Raw genomic sequence first — 26,207 nt, 5'->3', positions numbered from 1 at the left:
TCCCCATTCCCCTCGAAGACTGCTATGCGGCACTGGATTGGATGGTCCGCAATCAACGCACTTTGGGCATCGATACTCAGAGAATAGCGATCATGGGACACAGCGCCGGTGGCGGCTTGGCTGCCGCATTGGCGATCCTGGCTCGTGATCGAAGGGAATACGCCATTGCGGGACTGGTTCTGGTCTATCCGATGCTCGATCACCGTACCGGCTCCGAAGGCGTGCCTTCTAAAAATGAAAGCATCGGAACAATTGGCTGGCTGCCCACTCCCAATCAATTTTGCTGGAAGTGCATGCAGGGGAACTACAACCTCGACGATGACCGTGCGGGTTTGTTTTCTCCATCAATGCAGGTCGAACTTGCTGGACTGCCCTCCACTTTCATATCGGTGGGTGCACTCGATTTGTTTCTTGAAGAAGACGTCGCCTACTCTTTGAGCTTGTCTCGTGCGGGAGTAGCCGTAGAGCTTCACGTCTATCCGGGAGCCCCGCACATGTTCGACCAGATTCCAGGACGCGTTACCGACCAGTCTTCACTCGATGTCATGCGCGCGTTAAACAGATTCTTAAAATAGAAATGAGCTATATGCATTCGCTACTCACTTCTAATGTCCGAACACCAGCGTAGATATTCAGTTAACAGCGGTGTAGACATCGATTCGTCAAAGTTACGATGCGCCTTTAGTCATCCAATATACGTCGCCAAATAGACTAGTTTGCAACGACGGCTCGACGAAATTTTTTGCATTTAGGCACGCTTCGGGATTTGAAGGAAGCCACTCGCCACCAGCAGCATAGTGGCTGAGCGGTACACCTATGCTTAAATTCGACGGTCGCGGCGCCGTGCTCTGACTTCCAATCTTTCAACGTTTTCTGATTACCGCCTTTGGTTTCTACGACTTCGCCTGTATGAGGATCTCTATAAACCTTCCTGACCGACTAGCGGAGTGATACAGAAACCGGCCGCGTAACTAACGGCTGAATGCGCTGCGGATGCACATTCATGTCAACCGCCAATCATTCGAGAGTCCGGGATGCAGCAACGATAAGAGTGGGGAGCTTTTCAGTCAGGAGCGTACTTGACGCTAATCGAAAGCCCAGATGCGACATTGCGTTCATAGGGTCTGCGCCTTGCCTGGCGCTGGTTCGAAAACTCGTGCAGTAGCTGTCGCTACAAAGAAAAGATCCGCCTCGGATTACACGCTGCGGTGCATTGGCCATGATCCCCAGTTCGGGGTCATAACTGTCGGATGGCCCCACCGGGTTTAAAGCCGCTTCACTCCCCGGGTGGTGTTTGAGACCGACTTTAAACGCGTCGGCTCGATACCAATCGGAGACCCATTGCCAAACATTCCCGGACATATCGTAGAGTCCGTAAGCATTAGGTCGGTAACTGCCTACCGGCTTGGTGCCGATTTTGACTTTGTTGCTGGCGCCGGTCATAGGAAACGGCTGTGCCTCATCCCAGGTATTCGCCATCTTTTCTCCACCGGGCGAGAAGTCATTTCCCCACGCATAGTTCGCTTGCTCCAGGCCGCCTCTTGCGGCGTACTCCCACTCGGCCTCGGTGAGTAGGCGCTTGTGCGCCCATGCGGCGTACGCCTGCACATCTTCAAGTGAAACTTGTACCACCGGATGAGTTGCCTTGCCCTCGATGGTGCTGTCTGGACCCAGCGGGTGCCGCCAGTCAGCTCCCGGGACAAATGCCCACCACTGCCTGAAATCATTCAGTGCAACGGGTCTCTCAGTACCGATAAAAACCAGTGCGCCAGGCACCAGGTTGGCGTCATCAGGCTCGGGTGTACCGGGCGGTAGTTGTACCTTCAAATCTTCCCATCGGGGTTTGCGTTCAGCGGTGGTGATGTAATGCGTTTCAGAAATGAACCGGGCGAAATCGGCATTGGTGACGTCATAGCGGTCGATCCAGAAACCGTCCAGTCGCACCTTGTGAGCCGGCCCTTCGTTCGGACGAGCCTGCTTATGATCGCTGCCCATCAAAAACTCGCCGCCAGGAAGCCAGACCATTCCCAGTGGGCCATTTTTTCCGTCGCCCAGCGTCAAGGGCACAGTGTCGCGACTCTGATACACCACAAGCGCGACGCAAGCCAGCACGATTCCGGCGCAAATGAAGGCAATGCCCGAAAGCCGTTTCCTGATAAGCATGTGGGCTCCTCCTCAGTCGGCGGCCCTTGCTGAACCTCTGAGCATCAAGGTCAGGTATAGACGCCACACCTGCAATGTCAACGACGCCCCACATTGCCCATGAGATGGACTGGCGGGCGGCGAAAACGGTTCTACACTCGGAGCTTGGGGTTTTGGGGGTTACAGGAGCTGGCCATGGCCATTGCATACTGGACTCAATCAAATTGGCGGTATAACAGGTTTGGTGCGGCACTGGCTTTTGCCATCCTCACGTTCTCATGCGCCAATGCAGCCCCACAGGCAGTCAACGGAACGCCCGGTTCACCCAGTGCAACCACGACCGTCGACGGCAGATACTTACCCAACCCTCCTCCCGCGTTCGGCGGCGTCATCAACCTCGACGCCACGACCTCGACGCCCTACTGGTCGCCGACCGTCGTACCTCCCAAAAACGCACCCAATGTCTTGTTGATCATCACCGACGACGTCGGCTTCGGCGCGCCCAGCACGTTCGGCGGTCTCATCCCGACGCCGAGCATGGATCGCGTTGCGGCAGCTGGATTGCGTTTTACGCAATTCAATTCGACGGCACTGTGCTCGCCCACACGTGCAGCCTTGATCACCGGACGCAACCACCATTCCGTCGGTTTCGGAGTCATCTCAGAAATTTCAACGGGATACCCCGGCTACAACAGCGTCATCACCAAGGACAAAGTGACCATTGGCAAAGTGCTCAAGGACAACGGTTATGCAACCTCCTGGTTTGGCAAAAACCACAACACGCCGTCATTTCAGATCAGTCAGGCCGGTCCGTTTGATCAATGGCCCATTGGTATGGGCTTTGATTATTTCTTCGGGTTCATGGGCGGCGAAACCAACCAGTGGCAACCGGGCAATCTGATGCGCAACACCACGCCAATCCATCCTTACGTCGGTAAGCCGGGATGGAACCTGATCACTGCGATGGCGGATGACGCCGTGGGCTATGTCAATGAGCTGAATGCGCTCGATCCGAAGAAGCCGTTCTTTCTCTACTACGCGCCCGGCGGTACCCATGCGCCGCATCACCCGACGCCCGAATGGGTTGACAAGTTCAAAGGCAAGTTCGACATGGGGTGGAACGCTGCACGCGAACAGATCTTCGCCAATCAAAAACGGCTTGGCGTTATCCCGCCGACCGCCGAGCTCACACCGTGGCCAGACTCACTGAAAAAATGGGACGAACTTTCGGCGGACGAGAAAAAACTGTATGCCCGCCAGATGGAAGTCTATGCGGCCTATCTCGCGTACACCGATCACGAAATCGGTCGGGTAATCCAGGCCATTGACGACATGGGCAAGCTCGACAACACGCTGGTCATCTACATCAGTGGTGACAACGGCAGCAGCGCAGAAGGTACCCCTAACGGCACACCAAACGAAATGACCACCTTCAATGGAATCGACGTGCCGGTCGCCGAACAGATGAAGTACCTGGAGGCTTGGGGATCGGATCAAACCTATCCGCACATGGCCGTGGGCTGGACGTGGACTTTGGATAGCCCCTTCAAGTGGACCAAGCAAATCGCGTCGCATTTTGGCGGCACCCGCCAAGGCATGGCCATCTCCTGGCCAAACCGCATCAAGGATGCCGGAGGCATCCGTAACCAGTTCCACCATGTCATTGACATTGAGCCCACGATTCTTGAAGCCACTGGCATTGATGCGCCGCTCCAGGTAGATGGCATTGCGCAAAAACCCATCGAAGGCACGAGCATTGCCTATCTCTTCGACAAGCAGAGTGCGCAAAAGCCGTCTACACGCACCACACAATATTTCGAAATGTTTGGAATGCGCGCGCTGTATCACGAAGGCTGGATGGCATCGACGACACCCTACCGCGCACCTTGGGACATTACTTCTCAACCACCCGAGGACATCGTCAATGGCGTCAAATGGGAACTTTATGACATCACCAAGGACTGGACGCAAAATCACGATATCGCCGCCGCCAACCCCGCAAAACTTAAGGAACTACAGGACCTGTTTTGGGTGGAAGCCAACAAATATCAGGTATTGCCACTCGACGCGTCCGGTTTTACGCGCGTCATCGCACAGAGGCCGAGCATCGTGGCCGGACGCACCGAGTTCACTTACCTGCACCCGGTAACCGGCATTCTTCCAGGCAATGAACCCAATGTATTGAACAAGTCTTACGTCATTACGGCTGACATCAGTGTTCCTGAAAACGGCGGAGACGGTGTATTGGTGACCGACGGCGGGCGATTTGGGGGGTATGCGCTCTACCTCGTCAACGGTAAGCCGGTGTTCAACTACAACCTTGAAGGCGTTGCGCGATTCCGCTGGGAAGGCACCGAGGCGCTCACTCCCGGACAGCACAACATCAGTTTTGATTTCAAATATGCCGGGCCGGGATTCGGCAAGGGCGGCACCGGCGTGCTGTCGGTGGATGGAAAGCAACTGGCGAGTCAAACAATTCCACATAGCGTTCCGTTCGTCTTCGGTGTGGATGAAAGTTTCGATGTCGGTTCCGACACCGGCACCCCCGTCGATGACAAGGATTACCAGGTACCGTTTGCATTCACCGGTTCACTGCACAAACTTACCGTCAAGCTGGAACCAACGCAGATGAATATCGCGGGAAAGGAAGCCGTTCAGAACAAAGTTGGCACCAAAGACTAGAAAAAGGCACGCGGGTCAACTCGCCCGAGATGATCCGCGACTTATGCGCGGCGGCAACGGGATATCTATTTTCAGGCACCTCGTCGGCGTGCCCATGCCCATTTTCGCAGTAATCCTGAGCGTTCTTGCCGCTGTTGGCGAAGAGCGCCCTACCCTAAGGCAGCAGGCAGCTGGATGACAGGAGCGGACAAATTCACGGCGACTGTTAGTGAGCAATGCCCATGATCAGAAGCGCCGGAATCCGACACGCGATCCGTCCAAGGAGGCCTCAATGGCCGACGCAAGCAAGAAAATGAGCCTCACGGGGCTCACCACACTGGTGGCGGTGAACATGATGGGCTCAGGCATTATCATGCTGCCCACGAGCATGGCCCAACTCGGGGCCGTGTCGTTGCTGTCATGGATCGTCACTGCCGTCGGTTCCATGGCCATCGCTTACTGCTTTTCGCAATGTGGCATCTACTGTCCGCGCTCAGGCGGGTTATCCGCCTACACCGAAGAAGCCCACGCAAGATCAGGGTTCTTCCTCTGCTCGTATCTGTACTTCCTGTCGTTGGCCATCGCCAACGTGGCCGTCGCCATCTCCGCCGTGGGGTACATGACATCGTTCGTGCCGTGGTTGGGGAGTGGCGCCATTCCACTGTTCATCGGAACGGTCGGCTTGCTCTGGCTGACCACTGTGGCCAACTTTGGCGGCCCCGGCATCACCGGCAAGATCGGTGCGATTACCGTGTGGGGCGTGATCATCCCGGTGGCCGGCTTGAGCATCATCGGCTGGTTCTGGTTCAAGCCCGATGTGCTGGCCGCCGCTTGGAACCCGAATGATCTGCCAATCTCCGATGCCATCAGCAAGGCGATTCCCCTGACCCTCTGGGCCTTCCTCGGCATGGAATCGGCAGCACAGGCCTCCGATGCAGTAGAAGATCCCAAACGCACGGTACCGCTGGCCTGCCTGCTTGGCACCCTGGGGGCGGCAGTGGTTTATGTGCTGTCGACCACGGTCATTCAGGGCATCATCCCCAATGAAGAATTGGCCAACTCATCGGCCCCTTTCGCGCTCGTCTATGCACACATGTTCAACCCCGTGGTTGGCAACATCATCATGGCGCTGGCGGTGATGGCCTGTGTCGGTTCGCTGCTGGGCTGGCAGTTCACCCTGGCGCAAACCGCCAAAATGACGGCTGACCAGGGCATGTTCCTGAAACTGTTCGCCAAGGTCAGCTCACGAAATGCTCCTGTCGTCGGAATGCTGGTCTGTGGTGTGTTGCAGACTTTATTGGCGCTATCGACCATCTCGCCCAACGCCAGTGCCCAATTCGGCAAACTCGTCAGCCTGGCAGCAGTGACCAACCTGATTCCCTATGTGACGGCGGCCACTGGCCTGCTGGTCATGATGTACAAAGCAAAGGTCAGTGCCAGCGTATACACCCGCAACACACTGCTATTACTGATTGCCGTCGCCTATTCCTTGTACGCCCTGTATGCCTGCGGCACAGACGCCGTGTTCGGCGGCACGCTTGTCCTGGTGTTCGGCTACCTGCTCTACGGTTTTGTCGCCAAACGTTCAGTCGCCCCATCTCCAACCGCGCAGACCCGGGCCGACATCCCTTGACCGTTGTCTTCAGGACGGCACAAACCTCTGAATTCGGGAAACCAGGATATGAACGTGAAACTGTCCAACACCAACACCAACAACCTGCTGCTCGTCTGCCTGCTCACGCTGATACCGGCACTGGCCATTGCCAATACGCTTGAACGCGTGCGCACGAGCAATACCTTCACCCTTGGCTACCTGCCGAACTTTGGCCCTTTTAGCGTCCAGGAAGCCGATAACGCCAGCGGTTATGCCATTGACCTCTGCCTGAAAGTCGCGGACAGGGTCAAGACCCAGTTAGGTCTGCCCAGCTTGCAAATACGTTACCAGCCCGTCACGGCCACTGACGGGATGAGCGCCGTCAGCACGGGGAAGATCGACATTCTGTGTACGCCGACGCCCCCCACACTGGAGCGGCGAAAGGCTGTGAGCTACTCGATACCGATCTACACGGCCGGCCTCTCGGCCGTTGTGCGCCAGGATGCATCAAAGGCGTTGCTCAACGTGCTGAATGGCAAGGTGGCGCGCACCGGGCCAACCTGGCGAGCGACTATAAACCGCGGCCTGTCCAACCAGACCTATGCCGTCATCGCTGGCGGAATCACCGAGGAATGGATTCGTCAGCAGATGCGACTACTGGGTGTGGTAACCACGCTCGTCACCGTCGAAAACATCGAGGAAGGCCTCAAGCTGGTCGCCGAAGGTAAGGCCGATACCTTTTTCGCTGAACGCATGATGCTGCAGAACCGCCTCAGCACGAATGACTCCGCCGCAAATCTGCTGCTACTGGATCGTATTTTTGAGTACGCACCGACTGCAATGGCAGTGGATCGAGACGATGAAAACTTCCGTTTGCTGGTTGATACCGCGCTGAGTGAAATGTACCGCTCCGGCGAGATTGAGCAGGCATTCGACAAATACCTGGGGGGTGCCAGTGATGCGGCTAAAAAACTGTTCAAGGTCTATGCCATACCCTAGGTCGAAGCACCTTGCTGGGTTATGACTTTACGCACGCTGTCGTCCAAACGAGCTGTATCGGACGTCACTGTGAGCGTTGATGTTTCATCCATTTCAGCGCGCCGTCGTTGGACTTCATCTCTAGCGCCAATCCAGATAACGAAACAGTTCCTCCTCCTGATCAAAATGCAGTCGCACGAGGGTATCCAGACGAATGAGCTGATGTTGAATCTCATCAGTCGGTGCCGTTGCGGGGTCGGCACTGAAGTCGCTGCTCATGCGCGCCAGTAAATGGATAAGTCGAAAGATCTCCCGGTGAGCGTGGCTCAGAGCCGACATCGGATCTTCGCCCGGCATGCTTCGCGTCAACTGTGGATACAGTGTGTTTTCATCTTCATGTTCATGCGGCGCCAGTGATGTTTGCAGCGTGTTCACCAGTTTCACCAAGTCGGTCTGTGCCTGTGCAAGTGGGCGCTGGGCGAAATCATTAGCCAGTTGGTGCAGCTCGCTCAGTACGGCGGAGAGTTGCTGGTGTTCATCGTGCAGGCGATCGATATCCTCTGCGGCGAGCTTTCGTTTTTTCAGCGCCCATGAAGGCCCCAGTGCCCGCAACGCGTTAAGGATAATCACCACGTCGATGCCCTCCTGCACCACTGCGCCAATCAGCGGCGGCAGATAGCCGAGGGCGGCGACGCCCATGGCCAGCAACGACATGCCCATACCGACCAGCACGCCTTGACGTGCGATGTAGCGGGTGCGCCGGGCAATGTCCAACGCCTCGACCAAGCGATCCAGGCGATCCACCAACAGCACAACACCAGCGGCTTGCGCAGTAGCAGTGGCACCGGCCGCCCCCATGGCCACACCGACGTTGGCCGCCGCCAGCGCCGGGGCATCATTGAGGCCGTCGCCGACCATCAGCGTGCTGGAGCGCAGGCAAGCTTGCTGCACGGCACGCACTTTATCCTCGGGCGTCAACCCGGCACGCAGTTCGTCAATCCCGGCAGACAGCGCAATCATCTGCGCTGTTTCCAGACGATCGCCCGTCAGCATCACGATCTTTTCGATGCCTCTGTTGCGCAGTCGACGCAGCGTCTGCGGGGTTTCGCGCCGAACCCTGTCCGAGAAAACCAGCAGGCCCGCCAGTTTCCCGTCCACGTCGATGAAGCTTCCACTGCACGCCAGGTAATCCATGTGGCGCAGCATGGCGGCGACCCAGTCGGTTTCAGGGGTGTCTTTGTGAGCGAACGACAACGTGCCGAAACGTACCTGCACACCATCGACGTACCCACACAGTCCAGCGCCTGGAATTTCTTCTACTGCCTGCGGGACGCTGAGCGGCAATTGGCGCTGATGCGCCGCTTCAACAATTGCCTGGGAAACAGGATGTGTCGAAGCCTGCGCCAGCGAAGCGGCCAGGCCAAGCAGGCGTTGCGGATCGGCCAGTCCGTTGACCTCTATCGACTGCAGACGGGCATGGCCGCTGGTCAACGTGCCGGTCTTGTCGAGGAACACCTGCCTGATCCCGGCCAAGGCTTCCAGAGTCGCGCCATCCTTGATCAGGATCCCGCGCCGCGCAGCCCGGGAAATTCCCGACATGATGGCAATCGGTACAGCCAGAATCAAAGGGCAAGGTGTAGCCACGACCAGCACCGCCAGCGCTCGCAAAGGATCACCGCTCAACTGCCAGGCCACCCCGGCAAGCAGCAACGTCAGCGGGATGAAGAACAATGCATAGCGGTCGGCCAGGCGCACGAAAGGTGCGCGCGAACGACGCGCTTCCTCAGCCAGCCGCACGATGCCGGCGTAGGTACTCTGCGCAGCCGTTCGGGTGGCCGATAGCAGGATGGGCGCACCGACATTGGATACGCCACTGGACAGTTGCTCACCCTCTCGACGGGTGACAGGCAACGACTCACCACTCAATGCCGATTCGTCGAGTATGGCCGCAGGACTCAGCAGGCGACCATCGACCGGTATCACCTCTCCCAAACGCACCAGCAATGTTTGATTTAGCTGGACCTGCTCAACCGGGATCTGTCGCAAACCGCCCTCCTCCTGCAGCCAGGCAAAACGTGGGGCACGGTCGATCAGTGCACGAAGCTCACGGTCGGCGCGTTGCTTGGTGAAAAACTCCAGGGTTCGTCCAGTCGCCAGCATTAAGGCAATCACCGCCGCCACGAGCGTCTGATCAAAGACCAGGGCAGCAGTCATCGACAGCAGTGCGATCAGGTCGACACCCGCCTCGCGCCGGGCCAGGCGCCTGACGATCTCAATGAGCAGAACGGCGGACATCACCAGGCTGCCCGAGGCCCAGCACCACGATGCCCAATCAGGTTTTTCTGCAACATACGCAATGCCGCCGACCAGCAGCGCCAGTGCGGTCAGCAGCAATAAAACCGGATCCTGCCATTTACCGAGCATGATCGTGAGTTCCTCAAAAGCAATTGGCATGCGTCGCTGTAAAACATCGGTCGCTCATCGAAGTAGAGCTTAGGACTCGAATGTCTTTCGTGTCCGTCGGGACGCCGCAATTGAAGCGTGGGAGACCTCCGAGGTCATGGCTGTGCCCGGACAAACCAGGTGTTTGCTTTCTTTCTGATCTAAATCAATCAGCGATTGGACGGACACGTAGAAGTTAGGGTCAGCAGTCGCTGGACTGCTGGTCATTATCTCGACGGCCGCAGCCTTCGCCGGACGGATGCTGCGGTCCGGGACACTGGCCTTGTAGGGGCCAGCGTCGTGTTTGTTCTGTGGTGGTGGATCTGCAAATGAGTTGGCGATCCATCCCTACTACTCAAGAGGAGCAAGTCAAAATGAGCAACAGTGAAAAGAAAGTGCCAGTACACAGCGACAACAAAGGCAGTCAGCATCCAGTGGCGACAGACCTCTGGCGTCCCTTGGATAAGCTTCGGCAACAGGTTGATCACCTGTTCGAAGACTTCAATCGCGGCTCTGGTCTGTCGCCTTTCGGGCGCGGGCTATTCGATGTGCAGCCGCTCTGGCGTCGAGAGCTGATCGGCCACGGTCTGCCTGCCGTGGACATCTGCGAGAAAGACAAAAGCTATGAAATCGCAGCTGAGCTGCCCGGGATGGATCAGAAAAACATTGAGGTCACGCTGTCCAATGGCAGCTTGATCATCAAGGGTGAAAAGAAAGAGGACAAGGAAGAAAAAAGGAAGGGCTATCATCTCAGCGAGCGCCACTACGGCTCTTTCGAGCGGGTGTTTAACTTGCCCAAAGGTGTCGATGCCGAGAAGATCGACGCGAGTTTCAGCAAGGGAGTGCTGACCATCTCGCTGCCGAAAAAGCCCGAAGCCATGAAAGCGGATAAAGTCGTGCCAATCAAAGGCGAGTGAATCCCAGGCTGACCTGCCCCTGCCGGGTAACTGGCAGGGGTTTTTTGTTGCACGCAACGCGCGGTAAAAAGCATCGAAGGCGTGGGCCCACGGCCGCCGGTGCGTCTATACCGCCATAATGCAGCATGGCACCTGATACAGAATGTGTTCGGTCGTACTGCCTAAAAGCTTACCCACCCCGTGCGACTGCACTTTACCCATGACGATGACATCGATGTTCTGCTCGTTGGCGAACTCGCTCAGAACCGAAACGGGGTGCCCCAACATGAAGTGTCGATGGTCGGCGGACACGCCATATCGACTCGCCAGGTTGAGGAAATTTTTCGCCAGATCTTGACGTAGCGACTTGGTGAGTTCGGCAAGCGTCAACCCGTCCATGTCCGCCAGATAACCGGCGGAAATATCGCAGGCGTACAGCAAATGCAACTCGGCGCCACACTGCATCGCCAAGCCAGTTGCTTGCTGGATAATCCGCTCGTTGAGTTCATTGTCGTCAGACTCGCGCTCTGACACTTCAACCGCCGCGACAATCTTGCGCGGCAATACAAAGCCGCTGCCACCCACCAGGTAGACGGGTATCGGACAGTGTCGCAGCAAGTACCAGTCCAGCGGTGTGAAGAAGGCACGTTTGAGCACCGACTCATGCTGAATTTCCTTGATCAGCAAGTCGGGCTGCATCTCCATGACATGCGCAAGAATGTCTTCCTGCAAGTCATCGGCCCAAGCGACTTCCGCCGTCACCGCAAGTCCGCGCGCACGCAAATTGTTCGTCTGGGCATTTAGCCAGCCGCGGTGCTCCTGCAGGTAGTTCTCACGCTCCGTTTCCCGATCGCCTTGTTCAAGAAACGACAACAGATCGAGCGACTTTATTAACGCGGCGATATGCAAGCTTGCGCCGCTGGCCTTGGCCAGTGCAGCCGCGTGATTGATTGCAGGGGAGTGGCGTAACGCCGGATTGATGATCAGTAACAGCCGTTGATACTGGCTCATGGGTTGCCTCTACTTGGGAGCGTATTCGATCAGCGCACCTCCAGATTCGACCTTCATTGCCGGCCGGGCCTTGATCTAAATCAAATGCGCGCCAAAGCGCCTGGCGCGTCGGTGTCCAGCACACGTCCACGGGCGAACACGACCCAATTGGTACTTCGGGGCGTCTGAAACGTTCAAGACTTGATTTACATCAAGTTTCACCACCGGCATTCAAGTTGAATGGCGTGTAAGCGCTCTGGCTATCGGCGACGCAGGCCGCAGGCTTTCTGCTGAAGCTTTCGCAACGTTTCAGAGCCATGCCTGTTGATCCAGGAGCGACGCGCTGAAAATGCGTCACGAAGAAATAGGCTGGGAGGATTGTCATGCGTGCCATGGTTCTGCATATTCCCGGCCAGCCGCTGCAACGCGAAGAGCGCCCCGTTCCGCTCCCCGGCCCCCACCAATTGTTGATCAAAGTCCTGGCGTGCGGCGTTTGCCGCACTGACCTGCATCTGGTGGACGGTGAGTTACCACAAGCGGTACTGCCGCGGGTGCCAGGCCATGAAATCGTTGGCGAAGTCACTGCGGTGGGCGCGGACGTAGCACCTGACTGGCTCGGCCTGCGGGTGGGCGTTCCCTGGCTCGGCTGGACTTGCGGCCAGTGTGAGTTCTGCCGTTCCGGCCGGGAGAACCTTTGTGATCAGGCGCAGTTCATCGGTTGTCATCTGGACGGTGGTTACGCCGAATACACCGTGGCGGACAGCCGCTTCTGTTTCGCGATTCCCGACGTGCTCTCGGACATTCAGGCTGCACCGTTGCTGTGTGCCGGGCTGATCGGCTTTCGGGCGTTGCAAATGGCCAAAGGCGCACGCCACTTGGGCCTGTATGGTTTCGGTGCAGCCGCGCATCTGGCGATTCAGGTGGCGCAGGGCCGGGGACAGCAGGTGTATGCCTTCACTCGACCGGATGACAGTGAAGGCCAGGCCTATGCCCGATCCTTGGGGGCCGAATGGGCCGGCCCGTCGGATCAGCCTCCACCGCACCTGCTCGACGCCAGTCTGATTTTCGCCCCCGTCGGTGCGCTGGTGCCGCTCGCCCTGGCCGTCACTGTCAAGGGCGGCTGCGTGATCTGCGCCGGTATTCACATGAGCGACATCCCCGCTTTTCCTTATCGCCTGCTGTGGGGCGAGCGCAGCGTCCGCTCGGTGGCCAACCTGACCCGCGAAGACGGCAAGGCGTTTTTCGAAACGTTGCAGCACATCCCCGTGCACTGTGACATCACACGGTTTGCTCTGGACGACGCCAATCAGGCACTGGCGTATTTGCGGGCCGGTCAGTTCAACGGTGCGATCGTGCTCACCCCCTGATGCGCGGCCTGATCACCCCATTGGAGTGGGGATGAAAGGTTCTTCGTTTACATCGTGTATCAACAGTAATTCCGTAACGACCCTTTATCTCCATCCTCGGGCTTTTTTACAGTGGCCGATGCTAACCCTCTAGAGCTCAACACAGTCGCGGTACTCCGGAACTGAAACCGACCAGCCCAGTTCTCGTGTGATGCGTTGGCGCAACACGTCCGATGCCTCAGGCTCTCCGTGTACCACGTAAGTATGTTTCGGGGGCTGCTTGAATCCGCGCAGCCATTGGATTATTTCATCCGCGTCGGCGTGAGCCGACAACGTTCCCATGGGCACCACCTCTGCCCGAATCGGTACCTCCTGGCCATGGATGCGTACAGAAGGAGCCCCCGCAACGATATGTGCGCCGCGTGTTCCTCCCGCCTGGAAGCCAGGCATCAGCAGCGTATTGACCGGGTTGGGCGCCATCGTTTTCAGGTGATACACCACACGTCCACCGGTGGCCATGCCGCTGGCGGCGATGATTACTGACGGGTCACGGCGTTTATCCAGATCAATGGACTCGCGGGTGGTTCGCACGAATTGCGCGACATGGCACATGCCCTCGCAGTCCTGCGCCGACAGCCTGTGTTCAGTGCGAAAGCGCTCATACAGCTTGGTGACGTCGGTGGCCATCGGGCTATTCAGATAAACCGGTAAATGCGGAATTTCATTTTTCTGTATCAACCGATACAGGTAATACAACAGCAACTGAGTGCGCCCGACGGCAAACGAAGGCACCAGCGTGATGCCATGACGCAAAGCCGTGCGAGAGATAACTTGTGCCAGTTGTTGCTCGACATCCTCCACGGGGTGCTTGCGATCGCCGTAGGTGGACTCGATTAACAAATAATCCGCATGTTCGATGGTTTCCGGTGCGTACATGACGGGATCATTGGGTCTGCCCAAATCACCGGAAAACACGAGTGTGGTGCTCTGCGTGACAATTTCCACGGTCGCCGCCCCGAGGATATGCCCTGCATACCGCAACAAAATGCTCAGGTCAGGAACAATAACCACACGATGATGTAACGCCACCGGACGCAGCAGCTTCAGCGTCTGTTGAGCATCCTGTTCGGTGTAAAGCGGCAAGGCCGGCGAGTGCTTGGAGAGTCCATGCCGGTTTGCAAATTCCGCCTCCTCTTCCTGCAATCGACCACTGTCCAGCAGTAGGATTTTCACCAGCTCGCAAGTGGCTGGCGTTGCATAGATCGGCCCGCGGTAACCGTTACGTACCAGTACCGGCAGATAGCCGCTGTGATCGAGATGGGCATGGGTCAGCACGATTGCGTCGAGCTCGCGCCCCTCAAGCTGAAAAGCATCCCAGTTGTGCAAGCGCAATTGCTTGTAACCCTGGAACAGCCCGCAGTCGATCAACACATGCCGCCCGTTATGTTCCAGCAGATATTTACTGCCCGTTACCGTGCCTGCTGCACCGAGAAATGTCATGCGCATGGTGATCTCCTTGAACATTGCGGGAGCGCTAACGATTGCTCCTTTGGGCTCAAGAACAGTTGATTTTTATCAAACAGGGTTGCGAACGCTTGACCTCATTGGCAACAAGGTCGCGGCTTGGCGATGGTCAAGCTGCACGGCGCGCGGTTCAGAACCTGTTCGGCCGTACTCCCGAGAAACGTGTTGAGCAGGTTCGGGTAAGCGGTGCCCAGCACTAACGTATCGAAGTGTTGCTCCTGAGCGAAGCGGCCAATCACTTTCTGAGGCGTTCCGATCAGCAGGTGACGGCGTTCTGGTTCGACGCCGTAGCGCTCGGCGAGGGCTTCGAATGCCTCTTCCTGCGCATCATTGACCGCCTCGCGCATGAACCTGTCCAGGCTCAATGTCGGCACGCTGATGGGCGCGTGTTCCAGCACCGACCAGTTGCCCACGTTGAACAGGTGCAACGCCGCGCCGCAAGACGCCGCCAGCGTTGAAGCCAGGTCGAGAACCCGGTCATTGAGCCCTTGGCTCAAGTCTTCCAGATGAGACAAGTCGACGGCGGCGAGGATTTTCAACAGCCTGGGGTTTTTCGCTTCGGTGACCAGGTGCACGTCAGCGGGACAATCGCGCAACAAGTGCCAGTCGAGGGGCCGATGAAACACCCGGTCAAGTGCTGGCACATGGTGAACATCCTTGATGACCAGATCCGGCCGAAAGTCATTCACATACGCCAGCACTTGCGCCAGGTTCGATTTTGCCCAGACCACTTCAGTCGTCACCTGCATGCCGGTGGGTCTTTGAAACCGGGCCTGCTGCTCCAGCCAGTGACGATGCACCTGCAAATAGCCCTCCCGCGCTTGCGCCATGGCATCGTGATCGAACAATCCAGCCACGGCCAGCGACTGGATATAGTCGAACGCAACGATGTGCAGACATGCACCGGTCGCACATGCCAGCGCGTAGGCACGATCGAAGGCAGGGGTGCGCGTCATCTCGGCGGGGGCCAACAACAACATACGTTTGAGTTTGAGCACCACGCACCTCACCATGGAAAAACGTCACGCAACCCCGACTTCTGTTCTCCCTGCAATGCCTTATCGGCGCGGCGCTTCCAGCATGCGGCTGGCCCGCAGATTCGCCTCCTCGGCCATTCGCTGCGCCTGAGCGGCTGCCTGTGCGGCCTGTTCTGCTTTGATTGCCGCTTCGTCCGCCCTGAGCCGAGCCGTCGCCGCATTGTTTTGCGCAGAATCAAGTCGCGCGTCGAGTTCCTGTGCATGCCGGTTACTGCAACCGGCGGTTGTCGCTAATAGGATGCTCAGCAAGGCAGCGGATAAGCGCTTGTCCATGGGTCTTCCCTCGATTCAGTCACGGCTCAACGCCAAAGATGGCCGTTTCAGTATCTGACTTCATCGGATGCAGACTCTGATCTTTATCAACTAACCGCGGCTGGCGATAGTCGTATCAGCGCACCTCAACCACTCGAGCAGTCATCCAGCGGTCAACGATCAACCGCCGGTGTCCACTGCCAATTGAGCACTTCGGGCATGTCCTGGCCCTCTTCAATCAGGTACAGCTTGTGCCTCTCCATCGTGGCCCAATATCGCGCCCGCGCGGCGTCGACCTGATCCTGCAAGCGTGGCACGCGTTCGATGACGTCCAGTGCCAGTTGGTAGCGATCCAGGTTGTTGATCACCGCCATGTCGAACGGTGTCGTGGTGGCGCCCTCTTCCTTGAAACCGCGAACGTGAAAGTTTTCGTGATTATGGCGTTTGTAGACCAACCGGTGGATCAGCGCGGGATAACCGTGAAAGGCGAAGATCACCGGTGCATCCATCGTGAACAGCTCGTCGAAGGTGACGTCCGGCAAACCATGGGGATGTTGAGAGGACGGTTGCAAGACCATCAAGTCAACGACATTGATCACCCGCACTCGCAGATCGGGCACATAGTCGCGCAGCAGCGTCACTGCGGCCAGGGTCTCCAGGGTCGGCACATCGCCGGCGCACGCCATCACCACATCTGGCGCCTGGTCATGACAGCAAGCCCAGGCCCAGCGACCGATACCGGCCTGGCAATGAACAATGGCGGCGTCACTGTCCAGCCACTGCCATTGCGGTTGTTTGCCAGCCACGATCACATTGATGTAATCGCGGCTTTTCAGGCAGTGATCGGCGACGCACAGCAGGCAGTTGGCATCGGGTGGCAGGTAGATTCTGATCAGGTCGGACTTTTTATTTGCCACGAGATCGAGGAAGCCCGGATCCTGATGAGAAAAGCCATTGTGATCCTGACGCCACACATGGGATGTCAGCAATAAATTCAGTGAGGCAACCGGTTTGCGCCACTTCACCTCTGCGGCGGTTTTGAGCCATTTCGCGTGTTGGTTGACCATCGAGTCGATGATATGAATGAACGCCTCATAGCACGACAACAAGCCATGCCGGCCGGTAAGCAGATAGCCTTCGAGCCACCCTTCGCAAACCTGTTCGCTGAGAATTTCCATGACACGACCGTCGGTTGCCAGGTTGATATCGTCCGGCTCCAGCCGCTCCATCCAGACTTTGGCGCTGACCTCATAGACCGCGTCCAGTCGGTTCGACGCTGTCTCGTCCGGGCCGAACAAACGAAAATTATTGAACGGCCGGTTTTCCTTGAGCACATCACGCAGCAACGCCCCCAATACCCGGGTCGCTTCGGCACGAACGCTGCCCGGACAGTCGAATGACACCGCGTAGTCGGTGAATCGTGGGAGCACCAGCGGCTGCAGCAACACACCGCCGTTGGCGTGAGGATTGGCGCTCATGCGACGGTGCCCGGTGGGGGCCAGTTCAGCGATGTCGGGCAACAGACTGCCGTTTGCGTTAAACAGCTCACGGGGCCGGTAGCTATTGAGCCAGTCTTCCAATTGCTGCAAGTGAACCGGTTGCTGGAAGTCGGCCAAGGGTACTTGGTGCGCACGCCAGGTACCTTCGACCCGATGCCCGTCGACAAACTTCGGGCCAGTCCAGCCTTTTGGCGTGCGCAATATCAACATTGGCCAGAGCGGCCGCTCCGACGCCTTCGATGGCCCGGGCTGGCGTGCGTGGCGCTGAATATCACGAATCCGGAAGACAATCGTATCGAGCGCCTCGGCCAAGGCTTGATGCACTTGCATCGGGTCTTCACCCTCAACGTAATACGGATCGTAACCGTAGCCGTACATCAGAGCGGACAGCTCGTTTTCACTGATTCTGGACAGCACGGTCGGATTGGCGATCTTGTAGCCATTGAGGTGCAGAATCGGCAGCACCGCGCCGTCACGTGCCGGGTTGAGAAACTTGTTGGAGTGCCAACTGGCCGCCAGGGTGCCGGTTTCGGCTTCACCATCACCGATCACACAAGCAACGATCAGCGACGGGTTATCAAACGCGGCACCGTAGGCATGGGCCAGACAATAACCCAGCTCGCCGCCTTCATGGATCGAACCCGGTACCTGCGGCGAGGTATGGCTGGATATTCCGTAGGGCCAGGAGAACTGACGAAACAGGCGAAGCAGGCCATTGGTATTGCATTCAACCGACGGATAGAGCTCGGTGAAGGTGCCTTCCAGATAAGTCTGCGCAACCACCGCCGGCGCGCCATGACCGGGGCCAGCGATAAACACCATGTCGAGGTCATATTGATTGATCAGGTGATTGAGGTGGGTGTAAAGCAGATTGAGCCCCGGCGTCGTGCCCCAATGCCCCAGCAGCCGCGGTTTGATATGAGCCTGGGTCAGCGGCTCGGTCAACAGCGGATTGTCTTTGAGATAAATCTGGCCGACCGCCAGGTAATTCGAGGCTCGCCAATACGCATCCAGCCCTTGTAGCTGCTCGGCACTCAAAAAATCACTCATTACGCACTCCGCCAACGCCCGTTACACGGTCTGATAGGCGTGACTCTGAACGTGCGTGCCGCTTATGAATTGATATATATCAACTTTCTGCGCACTCAGGATTGGAACGCTGAACAACTGGGCTGGACAGCTTGCAAAACTCCCATACCCGTTGGTCAGCCTTTTGCGCAAATCCGCAAATGAACCGCGTGTTTGCGGGTACAGCGCCTATGCTGGGTACACTCCTCAAGGAGGCGTCTCCCATGTCAGAAACCCTAAAGCTCAAGGCCAACCCGCTCAAGGCTGCCTGCTCCAATTGCAGTGTTGTGGAGTTGTGTCTGCCCATTGGCCTGAATAACGATGAAGTCGCTCGTCTCGATACGCTGATCGTGCAGCGTTTAAAGGTCAAAAAAGGCGCTGCCCTGTACCGTGCCGCAGACCCGCTGCGTTCGCTGTATGCCGTGCGTATCGGCTCATTCAAGACCAGCATCATGTCCATCGACGGTCGCGAACAAGTCACAGGGTTTCAGATCGCCGGCGAGATGCTTGGCCTGGACGCCATCAGCACCGATGAGCATGCCTGTGATGCGGTTGCCCTGGAGGACAGCGAAGTCTGTCCCATTCACTTTGCCCAGCTGGAAAAACTTGCGCAGAGCCTGCCCTCATTGCAGCACAACCTCAATAAACTCCTGAGCAGCGAGATCGTGCGCGACCACCGCATGTTGATGTTGCTGGGCAACATGAATTCGGATGAGCGCCTGGGTGCCTTCCTGCTGAATGTGTCACAGCGTCTGAATACCCGCGGTTACTCATCCAAAGACTTCGTTCTTAAAATGCGTCGCGAGGAAATCGGCTCTTACCTGGGCCTGCGACTGGAAACCGTCTGCCGCGGCATCGCCAACCTGCGCGCGCATGGACTGGTGGCAATATCGGGGCGTGACGTCAAGATTCTTGACATGGAAGGCCTCAAACAACTGGTCGCAGGATGCCACCGGCATCACCCAAGCTGACATCGCTCTGACAAAACCTCGTCCGCGAGCCGATCCATTGCAGGGCGATGCACATCCTTTGGTTAAGTGCCCGGTTGCCGAACCGCCAGAAGACTGCCCGGGATCGAATACAGTGCGCGCTCGGTGTTGCTGCCGATCAGCCGATCGACCCCGACGCGATGCACCGTGCCCATCACGACGACATCCGCAAAATATTCCTCGACGAATTCGCTGATCACCGGCACCGGCAACCCCATGACGAAATGCCGTCGTTCGGGCGGCACTGCGTAACGGTCGGCCAGGTTGACGAACGCAACGTGCAAGGCTTCGCGCAGTTCGACACTGACGTCCATGGCCCAGCCACCGCCAATCAACGGCACATCGCCATTGAAGGCCGGCGATAAGTCGTATGCCGTCAGCAAGTGCAACGGAGCGTCGCATTGCAGGGCCAGCGCATTGGCTGTTTGAATAATGGTGTCGTTAAGACCACTGATTTGTGTCGAGGGATCGAACGGGTCAACCGCTGCCACGACCCTGTGTGGCAAACCGTAACGGGCCTGGTTGACCAAGTGCACGGGGATCGGGCACTCGCGCAACAAGTGACAATCGAGCGGCGTGGTGAAGACCCGTTTGAGCACAGGCTCCAGGGCCACGTCCTTGATCAACAGATCAGGTTGGAGCGCTTCAACGGTGCGCAATATATCCAGCAGCGGATGCGTCGTGAACACCACGCTGACGGTCACTTCCAATTCCAGGTCGCGCAACCGCATCAGTTCCTCCGCCTCCCATCGCCGATATCGGCGCTGATAGCGCATGAACTCCGCGTCATCGATTTTCTCTTCCCATAAATGCACGATCGGCGCCGGCTCGACAAACGCCCTGACATCCAGCACTGCGCCGCTGGCCTTGGCCAATGCGATTGCACGCACAGTGGCAGGCGACTGACGTAGCGTCTGATCAGCGATCAGCAAAATGCGTTGATATTGACCCATCGCACACCTCGATTCGACACCAGCGCTTCTGCGCTGGCAGTGTTCAGACTGTGCTTCGCTGTCTGCCACCGTTTGATCTACATCAGATACCCGCCAATCAACGGCCGCATTGCGCCGGCCTGATCCAGATCAGATGCCGCGCATCCACAGCGGCGTAGAACTGATGTGCCGCGTTGAGTCATCGCGCGTTCAACGCTCAATTGCGATGGAGGTTCACATCATGCTCACAGTCAAAGACCACAATGAACGGGCCGTGGAGGTCTATGCCACGGTCACTGGGCAACACTGGATCGAGGCGCTCAGGGACGGCCGGCACGTATTGATTCGGCCGCTGGCCGCAAAAGATCGCGAACGCGAATATGCGTTTATCAAGCGACTGTCTCCCGAGTCGCGGCACATGCGCTTTCTGGCGCAGATCGGTGAGCCAGGCACCGCCCTGCTCGATCAATTGATGGACACCGACAACCAGGAGCGTTTGGCCTATATCGCGCTGGCGCACGAGAACGGTCACCTGATTGAAATCGGTATCAGTCGCTATGCCGCCACGGGCGATCATGCTTGTGAGTGCGCGGTGACCGTGGCCGATGAATGGACGCATCTGGGACTGGGCACACTGTTGATGCAGCATCTGATCACAGCGGCCCGCAAGAACGGCTTTCATCACCTGTATTCGGTGGATGCCGCCAGCAATGCGCCCATGCGCGATCTGGCGAAAAGCCTGGGTTTTGAAACGCACAACGATCCGGAAGATTCGCGCCAGGTCATCCATAGCCTGCACGTTTGAGCTGCGTCCCCGCCCGGTGTCGGCCAACGGCCCGGTGCGGGCGGGCTATGTGTTGCTTACGACTGCAACGTATGGCCCGGTTTGATTGCCAGCACGCTACACGGTGCCCGATGAAGTAATTGTTCGGCGGTGGTACCCAGCAGCTTGTTGAGCCCTTGGCTTTGCACCGTGCCCATCACGATAACGTCAGTGTGGTGCGTTGCTGCAAAACCGCAAATGCTCGACAAGGGCATGCCTTCAATGAAATGACGCCGATCCACCGCAACGCCATGTCGCTCGGCAATGGCTGCAAACACTTCATGCTGGGCCGTTCCCAACGCCTCATAAATTCCTGTAGCCAACGGCAGCGCGCCCATCCCCATGTCGCGCACGTACACGGCTGTCCAGTCATAAACATGCAATAGATCAAGCGTGGCATCGCATTGCTGGGCCAGTTTTACGGCGGCATCGATGATCTGATCATTAAACACTTGATCCTCTTCCTCGCTGCGCAGCACATCGATGATCGCCAGCACGCTTTTTGGTTTTGGGTTACGGCCATCGGTCACCAAATGCACCGGCACCGGGCAATCGCGCAGCAACTGCCAATCGAGGGGTGTGAAAAAAATCCTTTTCAGCGCTGGCTCTTCCTGGGCGTCTTTAATGATCAGTTCAATGGGTATTTCGTTAACGAAGTGAAGAATCTCTTCATAAGGATGCTGCACCCACACCACTTCGCTGGTGACATCGACACCCTCTTTACGCATCACGCCCGCCTGCTCCTGGAGCCAGTGCCGGTGGGCTTGCACATACCCGTCGCGGGCCAGACGCATTTGTTCAGGGGCAAACAGCCCGGCGACAGCCAATGCCTGTAAATAATCGAACGCCACGATGTGCAGCGGCCGGTTCATTGCCCGCGACAACGCGGCCGCGCGATCAAACGCTGGCGTGCGTGTCATGGCGGGAGGGGCAATCAAGAGCAAACGCTGAAACTGGGACATGGGAGACCTCGGCGTGCGATCAGCTGCATAGGATCAATCAGCGCCCAGCTTGAACGCACAGGCATCGCGGTCCTTGATATTTGTCAATTCTCAATGGGGTGATCAGGGCCACAGACGCCCTGCTCCTGGTTCCGTGCGCAAATAGCTGCGAATCCCTGTCAGGTGCAGGGAATTTATCAGGGCGTAATGGCCACTTTCATCACGCCGTCGCGTTGATGGGCAAACAAGTCATACGCCGCTTCGATATCGTCCAGCCTGAAGCGATGGGTTACCAGCGCCGACAAATCAACGCCACCGCTTTGCACCACGGCCATCAGCCGGCGCATGCGCTCTTTCCCGCCCGGACAAAGCGTGGTGATGATGCTGTAGTCGCCCAAACCCGCGGCAAATGCATCCAGAGGGATCCGCAGGTCGCCAGAGTAAACGCCCAGACTCGACAGCCGTCCCCCGGGTCGCAAAACCCGCAACGCCGATTCGAACGTTTGCTGAGTACCCAGTGCCTCGATGGCAACATCGACGCCACGGCCGCCGGTCAGCGCCATGATGTGCTCGACAACGTTGCCGTTTTTGAAGTCGACCACCTGTGTAGCGCCCAGTTGTTGAGCCACGCGCAGGCGCTCGGGCACGGTGTCGACGCCGATAATCGTGCAGGCGCCTTTGAGCCGTGCGCCAGCCACGGCGCAGAGACCGATCGGGCCCAGCGCAAACACGGCAACCGTGTCGCCAATGTTCACCTCGCCCCGCTCGGCACCCGAAAACCCGGTGGACATGATGTCCGGGCACATCAACACCTGTTCGTCGCTCAATTCATCGGGAATCGGGCACAGATTGGCCAATGCATCGGGGACTCGCACGAATTCGGCCTGGCAGCCGTCAATGATGTTGCCGAACTTCCACCCACCGATGGCGCGGAAACCGTGGCGGGTCTCCGGCCCGTCCTGCGAACCACAACCGCAGAGGCAGGCATAACTGTGGCCACTGGGCGTGATGGCACCGGCTATCACTCGCTGGCCTTCAACAAAGCCGTGCACTTGAGCGCCGAGTTTCTCGATCACACCAACCGGTTCATGCCCCACCGTCAGCCCTTTGGCCACCGGGTATTCGCCTCGCAGGATATGCACGTCGGTACCGCAGATGGTTGTGGTGGTGATGCGGATCAGCGCATCCAGCGGCCCAATCTCGGGGATCGCTTTGTCTTCGAGCACGATGCGATTTTTCTCAACGAAAATCGCGGCTTTCATCAGTGACATCGCTTTTCTCCTCGATATTGGGTGGCGGGGTTCTGCCTCACGATGCGCCCGCACGGCGGCCGAAAGGTTGATAACCATCAACAAATCGTCAATGGCGAACACCCGGTGACCGCACGTCGCCCGACCGTTTCCGCCACTCGCTTGATTGACAAAGATCAAGCCGCTCTCAACGGCTGGCGGGAGGATGGTCGTAAGGTTTCACTTTCCGAAGCCCTCGCCCGTCGCGCCGTCGCGACCAGGAGAGTCGTCATGTCTGAGCAACTGCGTTTCATGCTGGTCGTCTCGCCATTACTGGAGAACAGTCCTGCTTTCGACCGTGCGGCAGCGTTGGCCAAGGCCTCGGGCGCGGCACTGCACATCGTCGCCTTCGATTATTTGGAAGGGCTGGCGACCGCCGGCCTGGTCAATGAACAGGCGCGTGAACAGATGCAATACGGTTACGTCGAACGCCACCGCCAGTGGCTTGAGGATCAGGCCCGGCCCTTGCGCAAGATCGGCGTCACCGTGACCACGGAGGTGGTCTGGGTCGAGCGGCCATTGCAGGAAATTCTGGTGCATTTGCGCGAGCAGCCGATGGCGCTTTTGATCAAGGCGCTGGCCCATGAATCGCTACTGTCGCGCCTGATGTTCACCCCGCTTGATATTCATCTTCTGCGCGAATGCCCGGTGCCGTTGCATTTCGTCAGCCATGTTCAGCACGTTTTACCGCGCCGGATTCTGGCTGCCGTTGACCCGTTCCATCGCAGCGATGAATACGAAGGCTTCAACGACCGGATACTCCACGAGGCGTCAAAACTGGCGAGTACCTGCAATGCCGAGCTTGACGTCATTTACGCCCATGACCTGTCATCCATCGGTGCCGACGAGTTCGGCTTCGACAACGCCTCTGCGTTTTTCTCTTCCAGCCAGGCCAAAACCCTGTTTGACGCACAGAACGAGACTTTCCAGGCATTGGCCAAACGCAACGGTATCCCACCGGAACGGCAACATATGATTTTGGGCAATCCGGCCAAGGTACTGGCCAGCTACGCCGATGCCTACAACATCGACGTGATCGTCATGGGCCGCGTCGGACACCGGGGCATCGGCCGGCTGATCGGTAGCACCGTCGAGCACTTGTTGTACAAGATGCCGTGCAGTGTGTGGGTCGTCTCACCCCAAGCGCTGGAGGAATAGTCATGGTCATCGATAAGTCGCCCAGGCAACCGGCACCCCGTCCGGACGCGTGTCATCCCAGTACCGCCCTGTTTCTGGAAGCCGATCGCCTGAACGCCCAGGCCTATGCCATGTTGTGCGAGCCGGTTTCCGCCCAGAGCATTCAAGAATTTTGCGCAGCGAAACAACGCGCGGACGAGATGTATCGGCGAGCCCGGCAGGCTTGGGCTTATGACCAGGATGAAACCAGACAATGATGTGGCCAAAGACATCCATGCCTATGCGGAGTCAACGATGAACGATCTAGCGTTACGGCGCACCATTCTGGACGAGCTCGAGTTTCAGCCCAACATTGATGCAGCAGCGATTGGTGTGACCATCGAAAACGGCGTCATCGGCCTTACCGGCCATGTGAAAACCTATGCCGAGAAAATTGCCGCTGAGCGGGTCGTCAAGCGTGTCAAGGGCGTGAGAGCGGTTGCCGAAGACATTGAGGTCAGGGTGCCCACCGAATTTGACGTTGGAGATGAAGCTATCGCATCTCGCTGCCTGAAGGTCATTCAATGGAACAGTGCGGTGCCGGATGAACACCTGCTGATCAAGGTGCAGCAAGGCTGGGTCACCCTGGAAGGTGAAGTGGAGTGGCAGTTTCAGAAAGAAGCGGCTCAGGGCGCCGTGCGCCACTTGGCAGGCGTGACGGGCATCAACAACATGTTGCAGGTCAAACCCAAGGACAGTCCTGACGATATTCAGCGACAGATCGAAACCGCGTTGGCACGTAACGCGGAACTCGACGCCAGCAAAATAAGAGTGACGGTTCAGGGCAGGACCGTAAAGCTCGAAGGTTTTGTCCATCTCTGGCTGGAACGCAAGGCCATAGAGAAAGCAGCATGGGCAGTGCCCGGCGTCTGTCACGTTGAAAATTATGTACTGCTCGATTGATGACGGGGCGTTCATGTACGCCTACAAAACGCCGAATAGAATACGGGCCTGGCGACGCAAACAGGCCCGTCAATGCGGCAATGGCGAAGCGGTTGACCTGCTGAAGTTCAACCCGCAAAAAACTGGAAGCTGTTGTGCCCCCCCTGCCGAGGAAGCTTGTCATGGCTTGCGCAACAGCCGTCCCGAATTACTTCAGCTTCGCCAGCATGGCCAAAGCGACTGCCTTTGCAGACTGTGGGTTCTGGCCGGAAATGACCTCGCGGTCTTCGATCACGTTCTCGCTCCATGGCTTGGCTTCGGAGAAGTTGGCGCCGGCTGCCGTCAGGCCATCCTGCGGGAACAGTTTCATATGGCCGGATCACCGATTCTGGCAGCACCCACAGGTCTGGCTGACGCCACATGTTGGAGCGCGCGAAGGACTGCTCGCCAAGATCAGGCGTCATCAAATCGTTAACACTGTCGCAGTGCCCGCGAGAAAAAGCTGTCATTTGCACGTTTTGATCCTAGTGCGCGCCGCTTGAACTGGATAACAACTAAGCACTTAGGGTTATTAGAAAAGTTCAACTTATTATCCCCGACAAACGGTAATAAAAAGATTTATTGTCGTTTTTCAGTTTGTTAGCGGCCCTGATTCTCATTATTTATTTATCGTCAAAGTTTTTACCAAGCACACTACTCAACCCGAGGTATGGTTTTAAGACGATTGAAGAACGTCCACCCATGCA

At 57.6% G+C, this 26,207-nt stretch carries 22 protein-coding genes and 1 pseudogene; 10 read left to right on the top strand and 13 right to left on the bottom strand.

Annotated features, from left to right (window positions below; genetic code table 11):
* A partial coding sequence (locus GIW69_RS23120; protein ID WP_236485081.1) for an alpha/beta hydrolase occupies positions 1 to 575 on the top strand: 575 nt, incomplete at its 5' end.
* Between the two features lie 250 nt (positions 576 to 825).
* Here GIW69_RS23120 and GIW69_RS23115 read toward each other — a convergent pair.
* Positions 826 to 930: pseudogene (locus GIW69_RS23115) on the bottom strand (transcriptional regulator); the annotation flags it as partial.
* 87 nt (positions 931 to 1,017) lie between these two features.
* A complete protein-coding gene (locus tag GIW69_RS23110; protein WP_236485080.1) occupies positions 1,018 to 2,163 on the bottom strand; it encodes a formylglycine-generating enzyme family protein in 1,146 nt (381 codons plus the stop codon).
* A 174-nt stretch (positions 2,164 to 2,337) separates the two neighbouring features.
* Here GIW69_RS23110 and GIW69_RS23105 point away from each other — a divergent pair, with 174 nt between their 5' ends.
* The 3 genes from GIW69_RS23105 (at position 2,338) to GIW69_RS23095 (ending at position 7,396) form a co-directional block, all read left to right on the top strand.
* The gene (locus GIW69_RS23105; RefSeq protein WP_236485079.1) at positions 2,338 to 4,824 is read left to right on the top strand and encodes an arylsulfatase; all 2,487 of its coding nucleotides are present in this window, start codon (positions 2,338 to 2,340) and stop codon (positions 4,822 to 4,824) included.
* Positions 4,825 to 5,095: 271 nt separating this feature from the next.
* Positions 5,096 to 6,436, top strand: a complete 1,341-nt coding sequence (gene potE, locus GIW69_RS23100; protein ID WP_236485078.1) for a putrescine-ornithine antiporter — start codon at positions 5,096 to 5,098, stop codon at positions 6,434 to 6,436.
* Positions 6,437 to 6,484: 48 nt separating this feature from the next.
* Positions 6,485 to 7,396, top strand: coding sequence for an amino acid ABC transporter substrate-binding protein (locus GIW69_RS23095; RefSeq protein ID WP_236485077.1), 912 nt, complete (start codon positions 6,485 to 6,487; stop codon positions 7,394 to 7,396).
* A 120-nt stretch (positions 7,397 to 7,516) separates the two neighbouring features.
* Here GIW69_RS23095 and GIW69_RS23090 read toward each other — a convergent pair whose 3' ends face one another.
* Positions 7,517 to 9,799 (bottom strand): heavy metal translocating P-type ATPase, encoded by a 2,283-nt coding sequence (locus tag GIW69_RS23090; protein WP_236485076.1) that lies wholly within the window; start codon positions 9,797 to 9,799, stop codon positions 7,517 to 7,519.
* 392 nt (positions 9,800 to 10,191) lie between these two features.
* Between GIW69_RS23090 and GIW69_RS23085 the strand changes: the two genes are divergently transcribed.
* A complete protein-coding gene (locus tag GIW69_RS23085; RefSeq protein ID WP_236485084.1) occupies positions 10,192 to 10,734 on the top strand; it encodes an Hsp20/alpha crystallin family protein in 543 nt (180 codons plus the stop codon).
* A 105-nt stretch (positions 10,735 to 10,839) separates the two neighbouring features.
* Here the strand turns inward: GIW69_RS23085 and GIW69_RS23080 are convergent, their stop codons facing one another.
* Positions 10,840 to 11,724, bottom strand: coding sequence for a universal stress protein (locus tag GIW69_RS23080; RefSeq protein WP_236485075.1), 885 nt, complete (start codon positions 11,722 to 11,724; stop codon positions 10,840 to 10,842).
* Between the two features lie 190 nt (positions 11,725 to 11,914).
* On the bottom strand, positions 11,915 to 12,097 hold the full coding sequence (locus GIW69_RS23075; RefSeq protein ID WP_236485074.1) for a hypothetical protein: 183 nt from the start codon (positions 12,095 to 12,097) through the stop codon (positions 11,915 to 11,917).
* On the opposite strand from GIW69_RS23075, the gene GIW69_RS23070 reads away from it, so the two are divergent.
* Positions 12,087 to 13,070 (top strand): zinc-dependent alcohol dehydrogenase family protein, encoded by a 984-nt coding sequence (locus GIW69_RS23070; RefSeq protein WP_236485073.1) that lies wholly within the window; start codon positions 12,087 to 12,089, stop codon positions 13,068 to 13,070. The genes GIW69_RS23075 and GIW69_RS23070 overlap by 11 nt on opposite strands.
* 129 nt (positions 13,071 to 13,199) lie before the next feature.
* Here the strand turns inward: GIW69_RS23070 and GIW69_RS23065 are convergent, their stop codons facing one another.
* The 4 genes from GIW69_RS23065 to GIW69_RS23050 form a co-directional block, all read right to left on the bottom strand.
* Entirely contained in the window at positions 13,200 to 14,555 is a 1,356-nt protein-coding gene (locus GIW69_RS23065; RefSeq protein ID WP_236485072.1) for an MBL fold metallo-hydrolase, read from the bottom strand.
* 95 nt (positions 14,556 to 14,650) lie between these two features.
* Positions 14,651 to 15,571 (bottom strand): universal stress protein, encoded by a 921-nt coding sequence (locus tag GIW69_RS23060; RefSeq protein ID WP_236485071.1) that lies wholly within the window; start codon positions 15,569 to 15,571, stop codon positions 14,651 to 14,653.
* A gap of 60 nt (positions 15,572 to 15,631) precedes the next feature.
* Positions 15,632 to 15,883, bottom strand: coding sequence for an Lpp/OprI family alanine-zipper lipoprotein (locus GIW69_RS23055; protein WP_236485070.1), 252 nt, complete (start codon positions 15,881 to 15,883; stop codon positions 15,632 to 15,634).
* A gap of 152 nt (positions 15,884 to 16,035) precedes the next feature.
* A complete protein-coding gene (locus GIW69_RS23050) occupies positions 16,036 to 18,411 on the bottom strand; it encodes a phosphoketolase family protein (RefSeq protein WP_236485069.1) in 2,376 nt (791 codons plus the stop codon).
* A gap of 242 nt (positions 18,412 to 18,653) precedes the next feature.
* Between GIW69_RS23050 and fnr the strand changes: the two genes are divergently transcribed.
* Positions 18,654 to 19,400, top strand: coding sequence for a fumarate/nitrate reduction transcriptional regulator Fnr (gene fnr / locus GIW69_RS23045; RefSeq protein ID WP_236485068.1), 747 nt, complete (start codon positions 18,654 to 18,656; stop codon positions 19,398 to 19,400).
* A gap of 62 nt (positions 19,401 to 19,462) precedes the next feature.
* On the opposite strand, the gene GIW69_RS23040 is transcribed toward fnr, so the two are convergent.
* On the bottom strand, positions 19,463 to 20,371 hold the full coding sequence (locus tag GIW69_RS23040) for a universal stress protein (protein WP_236485067.1): 909 nt from the start codon (positions 20,369 to 20,371) through the stop codon (positions 19,463 to 19,465).
* A gap of 220 nt (positions 20,372 to 20,591) precedes the next feature.
* On the opposite strand from GIW69_RS23040, the gene GIW69_RS23035 reads away from it, so the two are divergent.
* Positions 20,592 to 21,155, top strand: coding sequence for a GNAT family N-acetyltransferase (locus tag GIW69_RS23035; protein WP_236485066.1), 564 nt, complete (start codon positions 20,592 to 20,594; stop codon positions 21,153 to 21,155).
* 56 nt (positions 21,156 to 21,211) lie between these two features.
* On the opposite strand, the gene GIW69_RS23030 is transcribed toward GIW69_RS23035, so the two are convergent.
* Positions 21,212 to 22,135 carry a universal stress protein gene (locus tag GIW69_RS23030; RefSeq protein ID WP_236485065.1) on the bottom strand — a complete coding sequence of 308 codons (924 nt, stop codon included), beginning with the start codon at positions 22,133 to 22,135 and terminating at the stop codon, positions 21,212 to 21,214.
* Positions 22,136 to 22,311: 176 nt separating this feature from the next.
* Entirely contained in the window at positions 22,312 to 23,385 is a 1,074-nt protein-coding gene (locus tag GIW69_RS23025; RefSeq protein ID WP_236485064.1) for an NAD(P)-dependent alcohol dehydrogenase, read from the bottom strand.
* A gap of 249 nt (positions 23,386 to 23,634) precedes the next feature.
* On the opposite strand from GIW69_RS23025, the gene GIW69_RS23020 reads away from it, so the two are divergent.
* Positions 23,635 to 24,561, top strand: a complete 927-nt coding sequence (locus GIW69_RS23020; RefSeq protein WP_236485063.1) for a universal stress protein — start codon at positions 23,635 to 23,637, stop codon at positions 24,559 to 24,561.
* Positions 24,562 to 24,834: 273 nt separating this feature from the next.
* Positions 24,835 to 25,482, top strand: a complete 648-nt coding sequence (locus tag GIW69_RS23015) for a BON domain-containing protein (RefSeq protein WP_236485083.1) — start codon at positions 24,835 to 24,837, stop codon at positions 25,480 to 25,482.
* Positions 25,483 to 25,669: 187 nt separating this feature from the next.
* Here the strand turns inward: GIW69_RS23015 and GIW69_RS23010 are convergent, their stop codons facing one another.
* Positions 25,670 to 25,831, bottom strand: coding sequence for a type 1 glutamine amidotransferase family protein (locus tag GIW69_RS23010; RefSeq protein ID WP_236485062.1), 162 nt, complete (start codon positions 25,829 to 25,831; stop codon positions 25,670 to 25,672).
* Between the last annotated feature and the right edge of the window lie 376 nt (positions 25,832 to 26,207).

It is taken from the genome of Pseudomonas syringae (assembly GCF_021605415.1).
Lineage (GTDB): Bacteria > Pseudomonadota > Gammaproteobacteria > Pseudomonadales > Pseudomonadaceae > Aquipseudomonas > Aquipseudomonas syringae_S.
This window is presented reverse-complemented; position numbering and strand designations above follow the sequence as displayed.